The sequence below is a fragment of the Ilumatobacteraceae bacterium genome, assembly GCA_033344875.1.
In the GTDB taxonomy this organism is placed as follows: Bacteria; Actinomycetota; Acidimicrobiia; order Acidimicrobiales; family Ilumatobacteraceae; genus Ilumatobacter.
Genome location: JAWPMO010000001.1, coordinates 2,318,995 through 2,340,139 on the forward strand (window position 1 = coordinate 2,318,995; position 21,145 = coordinate 2,340,139).

A 21,145-nucleotide genomic window follows, 5' to 3' on the forward strand; every position below is an offset into this window, starting at 1 on the left:
AACTCGCCGTCGTCGTCCCCATGATCCTCGCTGCCTCCGAATCCGCCATCGGCCCGACGCTCGCCGTGATCGTCGGGGTCGGCATGGCCGCGCAGTGGCTGTCCTGGCGGACGCAGATTCCGTCGATCATCCTGCTGCTGGTCGCCGGCCTCGTCCTGGGCCCGGTCACCGGCGTCGTCGATCCCGACGCATTCCTCGGTGGCACCCTGTTCCCGATCGTGTCGATCTCCGTCGCCCTGATCCTGTTCGAGGGCGGTCTCGACCTCCCACCGCGAGAACTGAGAGCCACCGGCACCGTCGTTCGCCGCTTGATCTCGGTCGGCGCGGTGATCACGTTCTTCGTCGCGATCTGGGGCGCCGAGCAACTGTTCGACATCAGCCGTGGTGCGGCCGCCGTGCTCGCCGCCGTGCTGGTCGTCACCGGACCGACCGTCGTCGGGCCGCTGCTGCGCTTCGTCCGGCCAAACGGTCGCACCGGCCCCATGCTGCGCGCCGAGGGCATCCTGATCGACCCGATCGGTGCCACCGCGTCGCTGATCGCGTTCGAGGCCGCATTGACCGAAGACACGGGCGAGGCGCTCAGCACGATCCTCGGCGTGATCGGGCTGACACTGCTCGCCGGCATCGGCATCGGGTTCGTCGCGGCGTACATCCTCGATCATGCGCTGCGCCGGTTCCTGATCCCCGACCACCTGGGCAACCCGATCGCGCTGGCGTTCGTGATCGTCGCCTTCGTCGTCAGCAACGAGATCCAGGAAGAGGCCGGTCTCCTGACCGTGACCGTCATGGGCATCTGGCTCGCCCGCCGCGACACGGCCGCCGTCCGCCAGCTGCTCGAGTTCAACGAGAGTCTCCGCACGCTGCTCATCTCGGCGCTGTTCATCCTGCTCGCGGCTCGCATCGAGACCGACCAACTCCGCGACGTCGCACTGCCGTCGCTCGCGTTCCTGGCGCTGCTCGTGTTCGTCGCGCGGCCGATGTCGGTGATCGCGTCGACCGTTCGCAGCAGCCTCTCCTGGCGCGAACGACTGTTCCTGATGGCGATGGCTCCTCGCGGTATCGTCGCCGCCGCCGTGTCGGCGATCTTCGCGCTCCGGCTCGAGGAGGAGGGGGTGCGCGGGGCCGAGCTCATCGTGCCGATCGTGTTCCTCGTCATCATCGGCACGATCGTCGTGTACGGCTTCCTGGCCGGTCCGTTCGCGCGGGTGCTCGGGCTCGCCGAGGCGAGGGCGAACGGTGTGCTGATCGTCGGTGCCCATTCGGTCGCCCGCGGGCTGGCGTCGTCGCTGCGCGACCTCGAGGTCACGACGATGCTGGTCGACACCGACCCGTACAACGTGACGCGCTCGGTGGCGCTGGGACTCCCGGCTCGGCGACTCAGCGTGCTCACCGAGGAAGCCGCCCACGATCTCGATCTGCGCGGCATCGGCCGCATCCTCGCGATGACCCCCAACGACGAGGTCAACGCGCTCGCCACGAGTCGGTTCTCGCGCCAGTTCGGTCGTCGCGAGACGTTCCAGCTCGCCCCCAACGGCGAGCAGCGCTCCGGCGCGCTCCCCGAGGAACTGTTGGGGCGGATCGTCGGCATCGAAGGCCTCGACTACGCGACGGTCGACGAACGCGCACGGCAGGGTTGGCGCGTCCGGTCGGCCGATGCGACGCCGTCGATCTCCGCGATGACCGAGGGTGGGCTGTTCATCCCCCTCGCCAGGGTCTTCGAGGGCCAGCTCGGATTCATCTGCCGCAACGACCCGGTCCCCACGCAGGGCACGGTGATCGGTCTCGCGGCCCCGTCGGTCCAGAAGGAACTCGACGGCGTGAACGTCGCCGCCAAGTAGCCCCGATGACCGAGTTCCTGTTCGTGTACGGCACGCTCCGTCCTGGCGACGTCCGGTGGCCGCTGCTGCAGCGGTACGTCGACGACGAGGGGGTCGACGACACGACGACCGGCCGGCTGTTCGACACGGGTCTCGAGTATCCGGCGGCCGTGTTCGGCGAGGGCGACCGGATCCACGGGCGCACCTACCGGCTGAATGCCGAACTGCTCGTGGATGCACTGGCCGTCCTCGACGAGGAGGAGGACACGGTCGACGGCGTGTACCGACGGGTGCGGGTCGTCACGGCCGGGGGCATCGACGCGTGGGCGTACGCCTACGGCGACGGCCTCGAACTGACGCCGATCCCGTCCGGCGATTGGTTCGACCGCCCCGTCCGCTGACCCGACGTCACCGCTCGGCAGCGTGACGGCGCACGAACTCGCCGATCTCGGCGATCGAGGCGCGGGCCTCCGGTACGACCGGTGCCATCAGGTGCCAGACGTGCCACAGGTCGTCGGCCACCCGGAGATCGACATCGACCCCGGCGGCTCCAGCGCGGTCGGCGAACGTGTCGCTGTCGCTGAACAGCAGTTCGTTGCGCGACACCTGGACGAGCGTCGGTGGGAGTCCGGTCAGGTCACCGAACAGCGGAGAGACGGCCGGGTCGTCGGCGGCGACGTCACCGCGATAGAAGCGCGTCGCACGCTCGACCGACGCCGGCAGGATCAGGATCTCGGAGTCGGCATTCGCCGTATGGCTCTCACCGTCGCCGGTCAGGTCGAGCCACGGGCTGAGCAGCACCAAGCAGGCCGGCATCGGGAGACCCGCACGTCGGGCTGCCTGGAGTACCGCCACCGAGAGCCCGCCGCCGGCGGAGTCGCCACCGACGGCCAGACGCTCCACGGGCACCTGTTCGATCAGCGCCCGGTACGCGGCCAGCCCGTCGTCGACGGCCGCTGGGTGCGGGTGCTCGGGCGCCAACCGGTACGACGGGAGGTAGACGGCGGCGGAAGCGGCCTTGGCGACGCGGCCGGCGAGCGGCCGGTACATCCTGGGCGACCCGAACACGTAACCCCCGCCGTGGAACATGAGCACGGCCCGCTCGGGGGTCGCCGATCCGCTGGGCGTCAGCCGCAGACCGTCGCGTCCACCGAGCTCGACGGGGGCGGTGGTGACACCCAGGCACGGAGCGAGCAGGGCGTTGGCCCGTCCGATCACGCGGCGCATCCGCTCCGCGGTGGTGGCCGCTGCGAGGCGACGACCGATCAGACGGACGACCGGACGTTGGAGCCGTGCGGGAAGACTTGCCATGAGCGACCTCCTGGGTCGGTGCGTGCGACGCCACCGTAGTGCGCCGCCGCGGAACCGTGCCGGGAGATCCGCCGCGCGGCGAATCAGAAGAACTCGGTGGCGATCGTGTACACGGCGCCGACGTGGGCGACGATCTCCTCCTCCGACAGTGTCGGGCCGAGTTCGACGGTGATGCCGACCCCGGCCTCGGGGATCACCGTGCGCGACCACTGCGACGCCGTGCCGGTGTAGGTACCACCGGTGATGTCGACGACCGGTAGACCGGCGACGTCGGCGTAGCGGGTACGGATCTCACCCGACCGGCCCGAGCCGGGCGCGATCCGGAACAGGTCCTGGTGGTACCAGAGGATGATCTGCGGCTGCACCGAGGCACCGAGCGCGACCATCGCCCTGGTCTCGGGTTCGCTCGCGGGTGCCGAGCCGCCGTACTGCCAGAAACCCGGCTCGCCGAGTACGTCCCAGTTCTCGGGGAAGTTGCGATTGAGGTCGACCGCGTTGGCGTTCTGGCGGTCGGATCGCGCCTGACCGTCGGGGTTCATCGAGCGGACCAGCCACAGTTCCACGCCGTCGGGAACGGGTTCGACCGCCAGTCGGTCGATGATCGAGACCCCGTCGGCCTCGTTGCCGTGGATCGCTCCGACGGCCAGCACCCTGGTGCCGGAGGGGTCGCCGCGGCGGATCACCGTGATCGGCCGTCCTTCGACCGACCGTCCGATCTCCACCTCGACATCGGTCGGGAACGCGAGCGCGTCGATCGGTTCGATCCCCGCCGGCAACGCGGGCGGCGGCAACGTCGTGGTCGTGGTGGTGCTCGGCGTGGACGTGCTGGTCGTCGTGGTCGTGGTGGTCGTGGTGGTCGTCGAGGTGGTGGTGCTGGTCGTCGCCGGGATCGCCGTGGTCGTCGTGGAGGTCGGCGTGGACGTCGGCGTTGCCGTCGTCGGGGCGGGTGTCGTGGAGGTCGACGCCGCGGAGGTCGCCGTCGACTCGGCGGGGTCGGTGGAGCACGCCGTGGCGCCGAGCACGAGCCCGGCGGCACCGAGCAGTGCGGCCGGACGTCGCATCATGGGTTGCGCCGGGCGTGGGCGTCGAGCAGGTCGCCGACCGCGAGCGTCAGTTTGCGGGCGGTCGGCAGGTGCAGGTACTCGTTCGGGCCGTGGGCGTTCGCGTCCGGACCCAGCACTCCCGTGATCACGAATTGGGCGTCGGGGAACCGTTCGCCGAGCATGCCCATGAACGGGATCGACCCACCCTCGCCGAACAGCCTGGCCGGTTGCCCGAATGCCCGACTCGACGCGTCGTCGAGCGCCTGTTCCAACCACGGCGCCAACGGCGGAGCGTTCCAGCCCGGTCCGGACTCGGTCCCGCTGATCTCGACGCGCGCGCCGTACGGCGGGTCGGCGCGCAGCGTCGTCACCAACTCCTCGAGCGTCGCTTCGGCGTCGGCGGTCGGCGGCACCCGGACCGACAGCTTCAGCGTGGTGCTCGGCCGGAGCACGTTGCCGGCACGGGCGACCGGCGGCAGGCCTTCGGCGCCGACGACGCTCAGTGTGGCCCGCCAGGTCCGGGCGAGGAGCTGTTCGGCGGGGTCGTCGGTGGTCGGCCCGGCCCCGTCGACGAACGGGTAGTGGTCGCCGATGCGCCCGATCTCGGCGCCCGTCTGCTCGGCCTGGGCGACGCGGTCGGCGGGGATCTCGACCGCGGCCGACTCGAGCAGCACCTCCCCGGTGCGTTCGTCCTCGATCCGCGACAGCAGCATTCGAGCGATCCGGAAGGTCGACGGCACCATGCCCGACACGTCACCCGAGTGGAGACCTTCGCGGACGATGTCGATGCGCACCGTCGCCGAGGCCATGCCGCGCAGCGACGTGGTGACCCACATCCGGTCGTAGTCGATGCAGCCCGAATCGAGACAGACCACCAGCGAGGGCGAACCGATCCGATCGGCGAGCGCCTCGACGTAGGCGGGCAGGTCGGGCGAGCCCGACTCCTCGCTCGCTTCGATCAACACGACGAGTCGACCGTGTTCGCCGCCGGCGGCGTGCACGGCCTCGATCGCCGTGAGGCTCGCGAACGCGGCGTAGCCGTCGTCGGCGCCGCCGCGGCCGTACAGCCGGTCGCCCTCGAGCACCGGCGTCCAGGGCCCCAGGTCGTCACGCCAGCCCTCCATCTCGGGCTGCTTGTCGAGATGGCCGTAGAGCAGCACCGTGTCGTCGGGATCGGCCCCCGGCGTCGCCGGCACCTCGGCCAGCACGACGGGCGAGCGGCCGGGCAACTCGACGACCTCGACGGTGAGGCCGGGGATGGGCCGAGCGGCGCACCAGCTGCGGACCAACTCGACGGCCGTGGCCATGTGCCCGTGCTCACGCCACTCCGGGTCGAACGACTCACTCACGTTCGGGATCGCGATGTACTCCTCGAGGACCGGCACGATCTCCTGCCAGCGGGCGTCGACGAGTTGGGCAGCGGATTCGGACAGCGACATGTCCGCAACGGTACGGCCTCGGGTGGCGCACGGCCCGGCACCGGCGCCCGCCGACCTGCGATGCTGGATCGATGCGACCGATCGCGTTGCTCCTCGTGATCGGGCTCGGTGCCTGTTCCACCACCGCGTCGAGCCGGTCGGCCACCACGGTCGACGTCGCGACCCCGTCGGGACCGACGGCCGCCGAGCCGACGACCAGCACCACCACGACGACCAGCACGACCAGCACCACGATGATCAGCACGACCAGCACCACGACGGAGCCGGACCGACCGCGCACCATCCGCATGGCCTTCAGCGGCGACATCCTCCCCCACAGCCCGCTCTGGCGTCGCGCTGCCCGCAACCACGAACCCGACCCCGGCTTCGATTTTCGCCCGATGCTGGCGGCCCTCGGTCCGCTCCATGCCGACGTCGACCTGGCCGTGTGCCATCTGGAGACCCCGATCGCCCCCGTCGGCGAGGAGCTCTCCACCAATCCGTTCTACGGCGTCCCGGCCGAGGTGGTCGACGCGATCGCCGCCGCCGGATTCGATCGGTGCTCGACGGCAAGCAACTACGCAGCCGACCGCGGCACGGCGGGTGTCGATCGCACGGTCGACGTGCTCGAGGCGAACGGCATCGCACAATCGGGGATGGCTCGACGGCCCGCGGAGATCGAGCCACAGGTCGTCGACGTCGACGGCGTCACGGTGTCGCACCTCTCGTACACGTTCAGCTACAACGGTCTGTCGTTCCCCGAGGGCGAGGACTGGCGCTCGGCCGTGATCGACCCGGAACGGATCATCGCCGACGCGACCGCGGCCAGGGCGCTCGGGGCCGACGTGGTGATCGCCAGCATGCACTGGGGCGCCGAAGGGGTGCACGCACCGACGGGGTGGCAGCGCGAGATCGCCGACGAGATCACCGCCGAGGGGCTGATCGATCTCGTCGTCGGTCATCATGCGCACGTCCTGCAACCGATCGAGCTGGTCAACGGCACGTGGGTGCTGTACGGGTTGGGCAACATCCTGTCGAACCTGCCGACGAGCGACCGCTGGCCGGACGCGAGTCAGGACGCTTCGGTCGTCACCCTCGACGTGACCGTCGACGAACGCGACACCGTGACCGTCTCGAACATCGCGGTCCATCCCACCTGGGTCGACCACGATGCCGGGTGGCTCGTCCGGCTGGTCGACGACGAGTTGGCCCGCACCGACATCGGCGCCGGACAGCGCGGCCGGCTCGAGCGTTCGCGTGAGCGCACCGAACGGATCCTCGGTGCGTTCATGACGCCGGCGAGCTGAGGTGCGGCGGACCCCCGACGATCAGCCGGCGGTGACCTCGATCGTCAGCGTGTGGACCGGGTCGACCGACGACCGGGCGATCACCAGCTCGTACCCGCCCGACTCGATCGTCCATCCCGGCTCGGTGCGCCGGACGGCCGCCTGCAGCTGTGGGAGGGTTGCCGCCGTGTGCGCCTGCACCTCCGGCCACTCGGGCTGCGCCGGGTCCCAGTAGGCGAACGAGCGGTCGTCGAACTCCAGGGTGACCGCGCCGGTCTCACCCGGGTCGAGCGTCACCTTGCCGAACGCCTTGAGTTCCTGCTCCGGCCGCACGATCCGGCTCGCGGCCGGCCGCACGTAGCACTGCACGACCTCGGAGCCACGACGGTCGCCCGTGTTGGTGACGTCGACGGTGACGGTCAGCGTGTCACCGGGAGCGAACGTGTCGCTCGACGCGGTCGGGGCGCCGATCTCGAACGTCGAGTACGAACCGCCGTGCCCGAACGCGAACAGCGGTTCGAGTTCGCGGGCGTCGTACCACCGGTACCCCATGAAGATGCCCTCGGCGTAGGGCGTCTGGCCGTTGTCGCCGGGGAAGTTGCCGTACGACGGCGTCTGCCGGATGGAGACCGGGAACGTGGTCGGCAGCCGACCACCCGGGTCGGCCGCCCCCGTCAGCACGTCGACGAGCGCCGGCGCCATCTCCTGACCACCGAACCACGACTGCAGGATCGCCGGGGCGTCGTCGACCCACGGCATCGTGACCGGTGAGCCGGTGTTGACGACGACGATCGTGTTCGGATTCGCGGCGAGTACGGCGGAGACGAGCGCGTCCTGCTCGCCGGGCAGCGCGAGCGTCGAACGGTCCTCGCCCTCGGTCTCCCAGTCGTCGTTGGTGCCGACGACGACGATCGCGACGTCGGCCGCGGCTGCGGTCGCAACGGCACGATCGAACGCGTCGTCGCCGATCGGCATGCGCACGCCGACGTCGGCGCCGGCGAACATCAGCACCCGCGGCGCCACCGTCTCGATCACGAGTTCGTGCGTCGACCCGGCCTCCAGTTCGACATCGACGGGCGACACGCTGCCACCGAAGCCGAAGAACGCCGTTCCGGGCCGCGGCGGGTCGGTCACGCCGTCGACGACGACCTCGCCGTCGAGCAACACTCGGGTTCCCGTCACCTGGGTCACCTCGAACCGGTACGTGCCGGCCGTCGGCGCGGTGAACCGCGTCGTCCCCCGCGCCGAGAACGCCGACCTGGCCGGCTCGGGCAGCTGGTCGCTGCCGAACGTGAACCGACTCGTGTCTCGGTTGACGACCGCAGCCGGTTCCCCCTCGAACGCGGCGTTGTCGAAGATCTCGACGCGGAAGCCTTGCTCGCCATCGGGATCCTCGATGCTCGACCCGGCGAGCAGCGGCGCCGACTTGTCGATCAGGCAACCGGGCTCGAACGCGATGTCGACGCGATCGCCCAGCCGCGCCCGGAGGGCGTCGATCGGGCTGGTGCGATGGAACGGACGCAGGTTCGCCGATCCGCCACCCATGATCTGAGCCCTCGCCGCGTTCGGGCCGATCACCGCGATCGAGCCGACCGACGCGACGTCGAGCGGGAGCACCGGGCGACCCGCCACCGGTTCGTTGCGGAGCAGCACCATCGCCTCGGCTGCAGCGCGATGCGCCGCAGCGCGGTGCTCGGGGACGTCGATCGACTGCTCGGCACCGGGTTCGTCGTGCCACGCCCCGATCCGTTCGAACACCCCGAGCAGGCGCTCGGCGATCGCGTCGAGCGCGGCGTCGGGCACCCGGCCGTCGCGCACGGCAGCCGCCAGCTGCTCACCGAAGGCACGGCTGCCCGCCGGCATCTCGATGTCGAGTCCGGCCCCGGCGGCGAGGACGGTGTCGGCACCGGCGAGCCAGTCGGTCGTGATGAAGCCCTCGAAGCCCCACTCGTCGCGAAGCACGCCGGTCAACAACCAAGCCTGGTCGTTGCAGTAGGCACCGTTGAGTCGGTTGTACGCCGTCATGATGCCGAGCGTGCCGCCCTGCTCGACCGCGTACTCGAACGGCACGAGATAGAGCTCGCGCAGCGCACGTTCGTCGATGATCGAGTTGCTCGTGTACCGGTCGGTCTCGCACTCGTTGCCGACGAAGTGCTTGACGGTGGTCACCACGCCCTGTGATTGCACGCCCCGGATGTACGCCGCTGCCAGCTTGCCGCTGAGCAGCGGGTCTTCGGAGAAACACTCGAAGTTGCGACCGGCGAGCGGCGACCGGTGCAGGTTGACCGTCGGAGCGAGCAGCACCCGCGCCTGCTTCGTGCGGGTTTCGCGACCGAGTATCTCGCCGAGCTCCTCGACGAGGGTCGGGTTCCAGGTGGCACCGAGCGCCGACCCCGACGGGATGCACGTGGCCTCGGAGTCGCCCGAACCGAGGAACGACGAACCTCTCGCCCCGTTCGGGCCGTCGGTGGTGGCCCAGTTCGGGATGCCCAGCCGCGGCACTCCCGTGAACGTGAAGAACCCGGAGCCGGCCGAGATCGCGGCCTTTTCGTCGAGACTCAGATCGGCGACCGTCGCGACGGTCCGCTCGGGAGGTGGAGCTGCACTCATGGCGCCAACACTGCCATGTCGCGTTGTGCCGGTCGCACCGGTGATCACAGGGTCAGGTGACGAGTGCGGTACCGGCGTACGCCGTGCCGGCGACCAGCACCCACGCCATCAGGCCGAGCACCAGCGGACGGCCTCCGAGCCGGCGCATCTTCGCGACATGGACACCGAATCCGAGCGCGACGAGCGCGACGGTCAGCAGCAGCTTCTCGACGTCGCCGGCCCATCCGAGCGCCCGATCGCCGAGCACGCCACTCGACCGGAGGACGATCGCTCCGAGGAACCCGATGACGAACACGGGGAGCAACGGCGGGTGTGCGGTGTCCGACCCGACCTGGGGCCGCGCCGCCCGACGCCGGAGCGCGACGACGGCCACCAGCGGAGCCAGCAGCACGACGCGTGTGAGCTTCACGACGGTCGCGGCCTCGAGCGCCCGGTCGCCGTCCTGGCTGGCGGTGGCGACGACCTGGCCGACGTCGTGCACCGCACCGCCGACCCACGTGCCGAACGCGGCACCCGACAGGTCGATCGCCCCGGCGATCAACGGGAGCACGGCGATCGACAACGTGCCGCACAGTGTGACCAACGTGATCGCGTACGCGGTCTCCTCCTCGTCGGCGCCCACGACACCGTCCATCGCGGCGATCGCCGAGGCGCCGCAGATCGAGTACCCGGTCGCGACCAGCAGGCCCATGTCGGGGCCGATGCCGAGCCGGCGGGCGATCCACTGGGTCCCGATGAACGTGATGGTCACCACACCGGCGACGACGACGAGGCCGTCGACGCCGAGCCCGGCCAGGTCACCCAGCGAGAGCCGGAGGCCGAGCAGGACCACGCCGGCACGGAGGATCGGTCGGGCGCAGAAGGTGATGCCCGACGTCAGCCGTTCGGACACCGGCACGGTGTTGGCGACGACGGCGCCCAACACCACCCCGGCCACCAGCGGTGACACCGACGAGGAGAGTCCGGCGAGGAGCGTGGCGACGGCGGCGACCGCGACGACGGCGAGGACGCCGGGCGCGCGTTCGAGCAGCGGGCCGCGTGGCGCGACGGTCTCGACCGGCGCGCTTCGGGGGGCCTGCACGCTGGGCACGTCAGTCGATGACGACGGGATCGGGCTCGAACTCCAACCGCCCGTGGTCGATGTGGGGCAGCACGTGCCGGGCGAACAGGTCACATTCGGCGGCGTGCGGATACCCCGAGAGGATGAACGCCTCGATCCCGGCGGCGGTCAACTCCTGGATCTTGCCGAGCACCTGATCGGGATCGCCCACGATCGCGGCACCGGCGCCGGAGCGCGCCCGACCGACCCCGGTCCAGAGGTGACGCTCGACATAGCCGTCCTCGTCCGCCGCCTCCCGGAGCGCCGCCTGGTTGGCGACGCCGGCCGACGCCGAGTCGAGCGAGCGCTTGCGGATCTGCTCGCCGGTCTCGACGTCGAGCTTCGACAGCAACCGCGACGCGGCGGCGCGTGCCTCCTCCTCGGTCTCACGGACGATGACGTGCGATCGCCAGCCGTAGCGGAGCGATCGTCCCTTCGCAGCGGCGCGGGCATCCATGTCGTCCTTGACGGCGAGCATCTTGTCGGTCGTGTCGGGCCACATGAGGAACACGTCGGCACCGGCGGCCGCACACTCGCGCGCCGCCGGCGACAGCCCGCCGAAGTAGAACAGCGGGCTGCGTCCGCTGACCGTGCCCACCCGCGGCGGCTCGACGGTCAGGTCGACGAACTCGCCGTGGAAGTCGAGCGGCTCACCGTCGAGGAGGCGACGCAACGCGTACATGACCTCGGTCGAACGCCGGTAGCGGGGTTCGCTGTCGAGCTGCTCGCCGGGCATCTCCGAGGAGATGATGTTGACGGTCAGCCGCCCGTCCATCATCTGGTCGAGGGTCGCCAGCTGCCTGGCGAGCTGGGGGACGACGAGCTCGCCGCACCGCACGGCCAGGAGCATCCGGAGCGAGGTCATCGGCGCCATGCCCGCCGCGAACGCCGTGTTGTCGATCCCGAGCGCGTACCCGGACGGCAGCAGCACGTTGTCGAACCCGTACCGGTCGGCGGTGAGCACGATGTTCCGGCAGTGCTCCCACGAGCTCTTCAGCTCTTGGTCCGGCACACCCAGGAACTCGTAGTCGTCGTCGCACAGGGCGCTGAACCAGGACATTTCCACACTCATCGGGCCGTTCCTCCGGTCGTGACGTCGTCGTTCGCCGACGCAGCGGCGCCGGCGTGTTGCATGATCTCCGTGAGTTCGACCGGCCGGCCGAGCTCGATACTGCGGTGCGCTGCGGCACCCATCGCGACCGCCCAGTAGCCGTCGACCAGCGTGACCGCCGGCTGCCCCCCGGTGCGGATCGCCTCGATGAACTGGGCGTGCTCGAGGTAGCTCGAGCCGTGATGGAAGCCTTCGAAGGCGATCCGTTCATCGGTCGAGACATACTTCTCCACGTCGCCGATCCAGTGTTCGCCGCGTCGACCGACGACCACGGTGCCGGACGGCAGACGGGCCTCGACCTTGCCGAGTTCGCCGACCACCGACATCTCCTCCTGCTCCTCGGTCGCGTCGGCGAACATGCAGAGGTCGAGCAACGCCCGTGCCCCGCTCGGGTACTCGACGATGACGTAGGCGTTGTCGAGGATGTCGGGGGTGCGCCCGTCGTACTCCTCGTCGAGGTGGTTGACGTCCTGCGCGCCCGATGCCATCACCCGGACCGGGTGTTCCTGCAGGATCAGGTTCATCAGGTCGAAGAAGTGACACGTCTTCTCGACGAGGGTGCCACCGGTGTTCTCGCTGAAGCGGTTCCAGTTGTCGACCTTGACGAGGAACGGGAACCGGTGCTCGCGGATCGCGACCATGCGAGGTCGACCGACGGCGCCGTCGTGGACCCGAGCGATCAGGTCGGCGGCGGCGGGCATGTAGCGATACTCCATCGCCATCCAGGTGATCCACCCGTCGGGCCGGTCGGCAGCCAACTCGAGGATCCGTTCGCAGTCGGCGACCGTGGTGCACAGCGGCTTCTCGATCATCACGTGCACGGGGGCGGCGAGCGCATCGGGCAGCACGTCGATGTGCGTGTGATTGGGCGTCGCGATCACGACCGCGTCGCACAGCCCACTCGCCAGCAGCTCGCGATGGTCGTCGAACACCGCCACCTGCTGACCGGCGGCCATGGCGCCCTTGGCCCGGGAGTCGGCGTGCGTGTCGCTGATCGCCGTGACGACGGCATCGCCGAGCGCCATCACGTTCTCGATGTGCTCGACACCCATCATCCCGGTGCCGATCACCCCGTAGCGGATCGGACGCGCAGCCGTACTCATGACCGCCACTCAATCAGAGATACGGGTGGACGACCAGGTGGATCATGGCTCGGAGGTCATAGGTGATGTCTATGGGGGTGGATTTTCTTCCCGATGGGCCGACACCGAGTCCGACGCTCGCTACCATCGGCGACGTGACCTCGCTCATCCACTCCGCCAACCGCACCATCGGATCCCTCGGCGAGGTCGGACCGATCTCGTACGGACAATGGCGCTACACCACCGACGACCTGGCGACCGCACGCAATCTGATCGAGACCGCGATCGATGCCGGCATGAACCTGATCGACACCGCCGACGTGTACGGCCTCGACTGGGGCGGCGACGGGTTCGGTGAGGTCGAGGCGCTCCTGGGGCGCGTGCTGACCGACGCACCGCACCTCCGCGATCGTATGGTCCTCGCCACGAAGGGCGGGATCCGGCCGCCGACGCCGTACGACTCGTCCGCCGAGTGGCTGACGACCGCCTGCGAGGACTCGCTGCGGCGGCTGGCCGTCGACACGATCGACCTCTACCAGATCCATCGCGCCGACCTGTACAGCCACCCGGCCGACGTCGCCGACGTCCTGACCCGGCTCCGCGAAGCCGGGAAGATCCGCGAGGTCGGCATCTCCAATCACACGACCGCGCAGACGACAGCGCTGCAAGCCCACCTACCGTTCCCGCTCGTCACCGTGCAGCCCGAGTACTCGTTGCTCGCGCTCGACCCGATGTTCGACGGCACGTTCGACCACTGCGCCGAGGTCGGGCTGCTCCCACTCGCGTGGAGTCCGCTCGCGGGCGGGCGGCTCGCCACCGGCGAGGGGGTCGATCCCGACCTGCTCGCCGCGATCGACCACATCGCCGAACGCGAAGACGTCGATCGCTCGCACGTCGCCATCGCGTTCGTCCTCGCCCATCCGAGCGCGCCGATCCCGATCATCGGGACACAACGTCCCGAGCGCATCGTCGACACGTTGCGGGCGCTCGACGTCGAGCTCGACCGGGCCGACCTCTACACGCTGGTCCAGGCGTCGATGGGCGAGTCGCTGCCGTGACCGCCTCGTCGGCGATGCCGTCGACCGGACCAACCGGATAGCGGGCCGATGTCGCCGCTCGGCACCGACGGCGTCGATCTCGCCGCCGTCCGGCTGTTCCTCTCGGTCGTCGAACTCGGCAGCGTCTCCAAGGCGGCGGCGCGGCACTCGATCGCACAACCGTCGGCCACCAGCAAGCTGCAGAAGCTCGAACGCCGCTTGGGCGTCGCCCTGCTCGAACGCAGCCCGACCGGCTCGACGGCGACCGCCGGCGGGGTGCGTCTCGCTCCTGCCTGCGCAGAACTCCTCGTCGCAGCCGGCGCCCTGACCGACCGCGCCGCCTCACTGCGCGATGACGAGACGCATCTGCGGATCGCGGCGACGCGCCACGTCGCCGAACACCATCTGCCCGAATGGACCGCTGCCATCCCGTTCCACGACGTGCGCGTCGACGTGGTCGAACTCGACACGTTGCGCGTCGCTCAGGCCGTGCGCTCGGGCGATGTGGCGCTCGGGTTCGTCGAAGGCCCCCAGGCGCCGGTCGGCCTGCGGTCCGAAGTGGTCGCGACCGAGCAACTCGTCGCGGTCGTCGGGCGGTCACACCCGTTGGCCGCACGGCGTCGGTCGCTCACCCCGAACCAGATCGTGACGTCGACGATGATCCTGACCCGGATCGGTTCGGGCACGCGCGACGTGATCGAGGATGCGTTCGCCGCGCACGAGCTCGGCGCCGTCGGCGAACACATCGAGGTCGACAACGCAGCCGCCGTCCGAATCGCGGTCGCCAACGGTGCCGGCGTCGGATTCCTCCCCCGCTGTCGGGTCGATCGCGACCTCGAGGCGGGCCGGCTCGCGGAGCTCACGATCCGCTCGGTCTCGATCATCCAGCCCGTGCGCGTGGTGTGGCGGGGAGCCAGACCGTCGGCGCGACCCGCCCGATTGCTGGTCGACTCGATCGTCGGCCGCGCCGCGAACACGAGCGGCTGACACCGTTGCCGATCGGGGCGCGCGCCGCCCCGTCCGGTGGCCCCGACGACCGACCGATCTTGACCTGTAAGCGTTTTCATGGCACGCTGTGCGGAGCAGGCCCCGGTCTGCGACTCCGTGAACATCGGGTCAGAAGAAAATTTCAGCGGGTGGGATTCCCCCACCCATCTCGAGGGGAGAATCAATGATTTCACGTCGAATCAAGGTGCTGGCACCCGTGCTGGCCATCTCGTTGATCGCCGCAGCCTGCGGCGACAGCGACGACGACACCGCAGAACCGCCGGCCGACACGGCCGACGAGGCGACCGGCGGCGCCGGTGATGACTCGGAGGAGGTGACGGACCAGCCGTCCGGGGAAATGACCGAGGACACCGGCGACACCGCCGCTCCTGCAACGGTCCCCGAGGGCGGCGAACTGCCCGAGACGTCCGAGGACGCGATCATCATCACCGGTCCCGAGCGCGACGAGTCCGAAGCCGGCTCGATCCAGGAAGTCCTGGGCGCCTGGGGTGCCGACAACGGCGTCGAGGTCGTGTACCTCGGTGACGCCAACTGGGAAGCGAACATCAACGTGCAGGTCGCCGGCGGCAACCCGCCCGACATCTCGATCTTCCCGCAGCCCGGCAAGCTCGCCGAGTTCGCCCGCGCCGGAGACGTCGTGGCCTTGGCCGACGTCGCCGCCACCGCGACCGCCGACAACTGGTCCGAGGCATGGACCGTGTTCGGCAACGTCGACGGCACCCAGGTGGGCGTCCCGGTCAAGTCCGACCTCAAGTCGCTCGTCTGGTACCAGCCGGCACGCTTCGAGGCCGCCGGGTACGCCGTGCCCGAGACCTTCGACGAGTTCACCGCACTGATCGACCAGATGCTCGCCGACGGCGGCCCGAAGCCGCTCTGCGTCGGCATCGAGTCCGGTCAGGCCACGGGCTGGACCTACACCGACTGGGTCGAGGACATGGTCCTGCGCCAGCACGGCCCCGAGGTCTACGACCAGTGGGTGAGCCACGAGATCCCGTTCAACGACGAGCGCATCGTCGAGTCGATGCAGACCGTGCTCGATCTCTGGACCGAGGACAACGTCTACGCCAACAGCGGCACCATCGCCGCCACGGCGTTCCAGGACAACGGTGGACCGCTCGTCAACGGTGACTGCTACATGCACCGTCAGGCGTCGTTCTACTCGGCGTTCATCCCCGAGGGCACGGCGTTCGCCGACGGCTCCGAGGACGCGGTCGACGTGTTCTACTTCCCCGACATCGACGGTTCAAAGCCGGTGCTCGGCGCCGGGACCCTGGCAGCGGCCTTCAACGACCGCCCCGAGGTCCACGAGCTCCTCGCCTACATGGCGACGCCCGACTACGCCGAAGCACGCCAGACGGCACAGCAGGCACTGAAGGGTGGCGGCGACGCCCTCTCCGGCTTCCTGTCCGCCGTCAACGGTCAGGACCCGTCGGTGTACCAGCCGCTCGAGCAGTCGTTCCTCGACATCCTCTCCGAGAGCGCGATCGTCCGGTTCGACGCCTCCGACCTGATGCCCGCCGACGTCGGCGCCGGCAGCTTCTGGACCGAGGGCACCTCGGCCGTCAACGGTGACATCACGGCCCAGGAAGCGGCCGACACCATCGAAGCATCGTGGCCCGCCGGCTGAGCCGACGGCACGAGCTGACACACACCTGAACCCGAAAGGGGCACCGGCACATTGGTGCCGGTGCCCTTTTTCGTTCTAGATTGACCAACAAGGGGGTTGCAACATGGGGGAAACCTTTTCCAAGCTGCTGTCGACCGTCATCACGGTGATCGTCGCTGTCGGGGCCAGCGCGGGCATCTGGATCGGCGCCAACCTGGTGTTCAACCAGGTCAAGCAGAACTGGCGCACGTTCACGGCGCTGGCGTTCGGGCTGTCCGGCTTCTTCGTCGGCGTGCTGATCAGCGGCAACCGGGTGACGCGGTACTCCAGCGACCCCGACGCCGAGGGCTTGGTCAAGTTCGGCTACTGGGTCTGGTTGCCGCTCCTCATCGGTGTCTGCGCTGCGTTGATCGGCCTCCTCCTCGGGGCGACCGACGACCCGACCCGCCGGCTGGCGATCGGCGTCGGTGGGCTCGCCGCCCTCGGCGCACTCGTCGGGAGCTTCGTGCGGGCCGAGTACCGACCCGAACTCGACGCCGCTGCGCTCATCGGCTGGACCGTCGGCGTCGCGGTCGTCGGTGCCGGGCTCGGCGCACTCCGCAAACGACCGCCGCTCGGCGGCGCCCTGATCGGCGGAGCGATCGGATGGATCCTCGGTGCCTGGGGTGCACCCGAACTCGGCGGCGGCAGCGCCGCCTGGGCCGTCGTCGCGATGATCGTCCCCGCCGCACTGGTCGGCGTCCGGATCGGCATGGGAGCCGTACCCGACGCGACCGGACGGGCCGCGATCGACCAGAAGTCCCGCGCCGTCATCTTCGTCGGCCCGGCGCTGCTGTTCATCTTCGCCATGCTCGTGGTTCCGGCGCTCCGGACGCTGCTGCTGTCGATCAAGGATCGCGACAGCCAGGATTACGTCTGGTTCGACAACTACCGGGCGATCTTCCAGGATCCGAAGAGTTGGGACACCTCGATGTGGACCGACATGTTCACCAGCCGCCTCTTCTACACCGGCCTCGTCCTGCTCGGTGTCGCGCTGCTCCTCGGTCTGCGGGCGCGTCGTCGCACCGGGCGATTGGTCGAGCTGGGCAGCCCGAGCATGGGCCCCCTCCTCTTCGGCGGCCTGCTGCTGTCGTTCGCGGTGTTCACGACCGTCCGCGGCACGATCATGAACAACCTGTGGTGGGTCGTCGTCGTGACCCTCTTCTCCACCTCGATCGGTCTCGCCATCGCGGTCCTGGCCGACGGCGCCAAGTTCGAGAAGGTGGCCAAGTCGCTGGTGTTCATGCCGATGGCGATCTCGCTGGTCGGCGCCTCGGTCATCTGGCGGTTCATGTACGTCGCCCGCGACTCGAGCAAGGAACAGACCGGCGTGATGAACGCGCTCTGGGTCGGGCTCGGCAAGCTGAGCACCGGCAGCGGTGTGGCCACGATCGTGTTCGGCCTCGTGTTCACCGCGATCTTCGTCGGCGTCATGGCGCTCGTCGCCGACGCACTCGTGAAACGCGAGTACCCCCGCGCCGTCATCCCGGGTGTGCTCGCCGTCCTGCTCGGCTGGTTCCTCCTGCGGTACTGGCAGATCTACGGCGGCGGGGTCGGAGGCCAGCGAACCAACGCCGGCGGACGCACCGTCGGCGACCCGATCAACTTCATCCAGGACGGCCCGTTCAACAACATGTGGTTGATGGTCGTGCTGATCTGGATCCAGACCGGGTTCGCGATGGTGATCCTCTCCGCGGCGATCAAGGCGGTGCCGACCGAGTACATCGAGGCGGCCAAGGTCGACGGCGCCACCGACGGTCAGGTGTTCTGGCGGATCACGCTCCCGTCGATCAGCACGACGATCGGCGTGGTCGTCACGACGCTGATCGTGCTGGTCATGAAGGTCTACGACATCGTGCAGGTCCTCACCAACGGCAACTTCGGTACCGAGGTGCTCGCCAACAACATGTACCGAGAAGCGTTCCTCAACCAGGACTTCGGACTCGGGGCGGCACTCGCCATCCTGATCTTCGTCTCGGTCCTCCCGGTCATGGTCATGAACATCCGTCGCATGCAGCAAGAGGAGGCCTGAGATGAGCAACATCACCACGGTCGAGACCGACCCGGGCGGCGTCGCCGACCCGATGGCGAGCGAACACGGGCGCAGCGGCACCGGCGGCGACGGCGGCTCCGGGCCGATCGATCGCGTCTACCGACTCCTCAAGGGCATCCCGACCTGGATGCTCTGGCTGATCGTCGCGATCTGGAGCCTGCCGACCGTCGGTCTGTTTATCAACGGCTTCCGCGAACGCGATGCACAGCGCTCGACCGGCTTCTGGAAGACGCAGGCGGGCGAGGGCACGCTCGACAACTACCGGACGATCTTCGAGTCCAACCAGGGGTTCGGCAAGTCGCTCCTGAACTCGGTCGCGATCGCGGTGCCGGCGACGATCATCCCGATCGCGATCGCCGCGTTCGCGGCGTACGGGTTCGCCTGGATCGACTTCAAGGGTCGCAAGCCGCTGTTCATCGCCACCGTGGCGCTGCTCGCCGTGCCGTTGCAGGTCGCGCTGATCCCGCTGCTCCAGTTGTGGATCTCCGGTGCCCACCTGACGCTGCCGTTCATCGACAAGACGATCACGCTGATCCCCGACTTCGACCTCGTCAACACGACGACCGCGGTCTGGCTGACGCACACCGGGTTCGGTCTGCCGTTCGCGATCTTCCTGATCCACAACTACATCTCGGCCCTGCCGAAGGACGTGTTCGAGGCGGCCCGCATCGACGGCGCCGACCACTTCACGATCTTCTGGCGGCTGGTGTTGCCGTTGTCGATCCCCGTGCTCGCCGCCTTCGCGATCTTCCAGTTCCTCTGGACCTGGAACGACTTCCTGATCGCGCTCACGATGGCCGGCACCAACCCCGACGCTCGACCCACGACGATCCTGATCGCGAACCTCGCCGGCGACTTCGGCCGCAACGAACACCTGCTGCCCGCGGCTGCGTTCGTGCAGTCGTTCATCCCGCTGTGCGTGTTCTTCGCCCTCCAGCGGTACTTCGTCAGAGGCATGCTCGCCGGCGCCGTCAAGGGCTAGGAGACGCCGTCGACCCTGGGTTCCCCGGCCAGCGTGGTCGGGGAACGCACCCACTGATTAGGTTCGCGGCGTGAACGAACTCCCTGCCGTGTTCGACAACCGGGTGAGCCGAGATCTCGGCGTTCCGATCCCGATCGTCCAGGCCCCGATGGGCTGGATCGCCCGCAGCCGCCTGGCGTCGGCGGTGTCGGCCGCCGGCGCCTGCGGCATCATCGAGACCTCGTCGGGCGAACTCGACGCCGTCAAGGCTGAGATCGCCAAGATGCGCGACCTGACCGACCGACCGTTCGGGGTCAACATCGCACAGGCCTTCGTCCGCGATCCGGCGATCGCCGAGTTCGTGATCGACCAGGGCGTGAAGTTCGTGACCACCTCGGCGGGCTCCCCAACCAAGTACACGTCGATCCTCAAAGGCGCCGGACTCACGGTGTACCACGTCGTCCCGACGCTCTCGGCCGCGCTCAAGGCGGTCGATGCCGGGGTCGACGGGCTGGTCGTCGAGGGCGGCGAAGGTGGCGGCTTCAAGAGTCCGACACCCGTGTCGACCATGGTGCTGCTCCCGCTGATCCGCTCACGCGTCGACGTCCCCATCATCGCCGCCGGCGGCATCATCGACGGCGCCACGATGGCCGCTGCGTTCGCGCTCGGTGCCGAGGGCGTCCAGATGGGCACGCGCATGGTGTCGGCGGCCGAGTCCCCGGTGCACGACAACTGGAAGCAGGCGATCGTCGATGCCGACGAGACCGACACCCTGTTCCTCAATCAACGCCACTCCCCCGCACTCCGGGCCCTGCGGACCGATCGCACGGAGGCGCTCGTCGACGCCGCCCACAACGTCTTCGGTGACTTCGGCGACGCGCAGGCGCTGTACTTCGGGGGCGACATGAACGCCGCGATCGCGCTGAGCGGACAGGTCGCCGGACGCATCGACGCCGTCCGGCCGGTCGCCGACATCATCGCCGACACCGTGCGCGAGTTCGGCGAGGTCGTCGCTCGCCTCCGAGGGGTCTGATGTCGTTCGAATGGCAGGAACTGATCGGCTACCTGGCGTCGGCGCTCGTCGTCACGTCGCTGGCGATGACATCGGTCGTCCGTCTGCGAATGATCTCGCTCGCCGGCTCGGTCACCTTCACCACGTACGGCTTCCTGATCGGCTCGGTCCCGATCATCATCACCAACGCGTCGATCGCGTGCCTCAACGTCTGGTTCCTGTCGCGCGAGCTCGGCGGACGCCGCGATCTCGGCGCCGTCTTCGTGCCACCCGACTCCCCGTTCCTCGCCGACTTTCTCGCGAACCACGCCCGCGACATCCAGATGTTCCAGCCCGAACACGACCCGACGCATGCTCCCGACGTGGCGATCGTGCTCACCCGCGACGGTCTGCCGGCCGGTGTCGTGCTCGGCGACCTCCACGACCGATGTCTCGACATCACACTCGACTACGTGCTGCGCGCCTACCGCGACTCCCGCCTGGGCCACTGGTTGTTCGGCGACGGGGCCCGCGTGCTGCGCGCCGAGGGCATCGAACGGGTCACCACACCCGGTGGCAACGAGACCCATCGCAACTACCTGGCCCGCATCGGGTTCGACTACGACATCGAGATCGGGCGTTTCACCCGGAGCGTCTGAGCCTGGGTAGCTTC

17 protein-coding genes are annotated in these 21,145 nt (G+C 69.3%); 10 read left to right on the forward strand and 7 right to left on the reverse strand.

Annotated elements, in window-relative coordinates; all coding sequences use genetic code 11:
• The first annotated feature begins 20 nt into the window (after positions 1–20).
• Together R8G01_10970 and R8G01_10975 are read left to right on the forward strand one after the other, a co-directional pair.
• Positions 21–1,838: a sodium:proton antiporter gene (locus R8G01_10970; GenBank protein MDW3214512.1), complete on the forward strand. Its 1,818-nt coding sequence runs from the start codon at positions 21–23 to the stop codon at positions 1,836–1,838.
• 5 nt (positions 1,839–1,843) lie between these two features.
• Positions 1,844–2,218: a gamma-glutamylcyclotransferase gene (locus R8G01_10975; GenBank protein ID MDW3214513.1), complete on the forward strand. Its 375-nt coding sequence runs from the start codon at positions 1,844–1,846 to the stop codon at positions 2,216–2,218.
• Between the two features lie 7 nt (positions 2,219–2,225).
• On the opposite strand, the gene R8G01_10980 is transcribed toward R8G01_10975, so the two are convergent.
• The 3 genes from R8G01_10980 to R8G01_10990 all read right to left on the reverse strand — a co-directional run bounded on the left by R8G01_10980 (position 2,226) and on the right by R8G01_10990 (position 5,610).
• A complete protein-coding gene (locus tag R8G01_10980; GenBank protein ID MDW3214514.1) occupies positions 2,226–3,128 on the reverse strand; it encodes an alpha/beta hydrolase in 903 nt (300 codons plus the stop codon).
• Positions 3,129–3,211: 83 nt separating this feature from the next.
• On the reverse strand, positions 3,212–4,192 hold the full coding sequence (locus tag R8G01_10985; GenBank protein ID MDW3214515.1) for a DUF2817 domain-containing protein: 981 nt from the start codon (positions 4,190–4,192) through the stop codon (positions 3,212–3,214).
• Positions 4,189–5,610, reverse strand: coding sequence for a M20/M25/M40 family metallo-hydrolase (locus R8G01_10990; GenBank protein ID MDW3214516.1), 1,422 nt, complete (start codon positions 5,608–5,610; stop codon positions 4,189–4,191). Before R8G01_10990 ends, R8G01_10985 begins: the two co-directional genes overlap by 4 nt.
• A gap of 71 nt (positions 5,611–5,681) precedes the next feature.
• Here R8G01_10990 and R8G01_10995 point away from each other — a divergent pair, with 71 nt between their 5' ends.
• Positions 5,682–6,896, forward strand: a complete 1,215-nt coding sequence (locus R8G01_10995) for a CapA family protein (GenBank protein ID MDW3214517.1) — start codon at positions 5,682–5,684, stop codon at positions 6,894–6,896.
• Between the two features lie 21 nt (positions 6,897–6,917).
• Here the strand turns inward: R8G01_10995 and R8G01_11000 are convergent, their stop codons facing one another.
• From R8G01_11000 to R8G01_11015, 4 genes are read right to left on the reverse strand one after another with little or no spacing between them, the layout of a single operon-like run.
• A complete protein-coding gene (locus tag R8G01_11000) occupies positions 6,918–9,485 on the reverse strand; it encodes a glycoside hydrolase family 3 C-terminal domain-containing protein (protein MDW3214518.1) in 2,568 nt (855 codons plus the stop codon).
• 52 nt (positions 9,486–9,537) lie between these two features.
• Positions 9,538–10,566: a putative sulfate exporter family transporter gene (locus R8G01_11005; GenBank protein ID MDW3214519.1), complete on the reverse strand. Its 1,029-nt coding sequence runs from the start codon at positions 10,564–10,566 to the stop codon at positions 9,538–9,540.
• Between the two features lie 10 nt (positions 10,567–10,576).
• On the reverse strand, positions 10,577–11,656 hold the full coding sequence (locus R8G01_11010; protein MDW3214520.1) for an LLM class flavin-dependent oxidoreductase: 1,080 nt from the start codon (positions 11,654–11,656) through the stop codon (positions 10,577–10,579).
• A complete protein-coding gene (locus R8G01_11015) occupies positions 11,653–12,798 on the reverse strand; it encodes a Gfo/Idh/MocA family oxidoreductase (GenBank protein MDW3214521.1) in 1,146 nt (381 codons plus the stop codon). Before R8G01_11015 ends, R8G01_11010 begins: the two co-directional genes overlap by 4 nt.
• Positions 12,799–12,932: 134 nt before the next feature.
• Between R8G01_11015 and R8G01_11020 the strand changes: the two genes are divergently transcribed.
• The 7 genes from R8G01_11020 (at position 12,933) to R8G01_11050 (ending at position 21,131) form a co-directional block, all read left to right on the forward strand.
• Positions 12,933–13,835 (forward strand): aldo/keto reductase, encoded by a 903-nt coding sequence (locus tag R8G01_11020; protein ID MDW3214522.1) that lies wholly within the window; start codon positions 12,933–12,935, stop codon positions 13,833–13,835.
• A gap of 48 nt (positions 13,836–13,883) precedes the next feature.
• Positions 13,884–14,801: a LysR family transcriptional regulator gene (locus R8G01_11025; GenBank protein MDW3214523.1), complete on the forward strand. Its 918-nt coding sequence runs from the start codon at positions 13,884–13,886 to the stop codon at positions 14,799–14,801.
• 184 nt (positions 14,802–14,985) lie between these two features.
• Positions 14,986–16,449, forward strand: a complete 1,464-nt coding sequence (locus tag R8G01_11030) for an ABC transporter substrate-binding protein (GenBank protein ID MDW3214524.1) — start codon at positions 14,986–14,988, stop codon at positions 16,447–16,449.
• Between the two features lie 103 nt (positions 16,450–16,552).
• Positions 16,553–18,499, forward strand: a complete 1,947-nt coding sequence (locus R8G01_11035) for an ABC transporter permease subunit (GenBank protein MDW3214525.1) — start codon at positions 16,553–16,555, stop codon at positions 18,497–18,499.
• 1 nt (position 18,500) lies between these two features.
• Positions 18,501–19,502, forward strand: a complete 1,002-nt coding sequence (locus tag R8G01_11040; protein MDW3214526.1) for a carbohydrate ABC transporter permease — start codon at positions 18,501–18,503, stop codon at positions 19,500–19,502.
• Between the two features lie 70 nt (positions 19,503–19,572).
• Positions 19,573–20,514 (forward strand): nitronate monooxygenase, encoded by a 942-nt coding sequence (locus R8G01_11045; GenBank protein MDW3214527.1) that lies wholly within the window; start codon positions 19,573–19,575, stop codon positions 20,512–20,514.
• A complete protein-coding gene (locus R8G01_11050) occupies positions 20,514–21,131 on the forward strand; it encodes a hypothetical protein (protein ID MDW3214528.1) in 618 nt (205 codons plus the stop codon). Before R8G01_11045 ends, R8G01_11050 begins: the two co-directional genes overlap by 1 nt.
• Positions 21,132–21,145 lie beyond the last annotated feature (14 nt).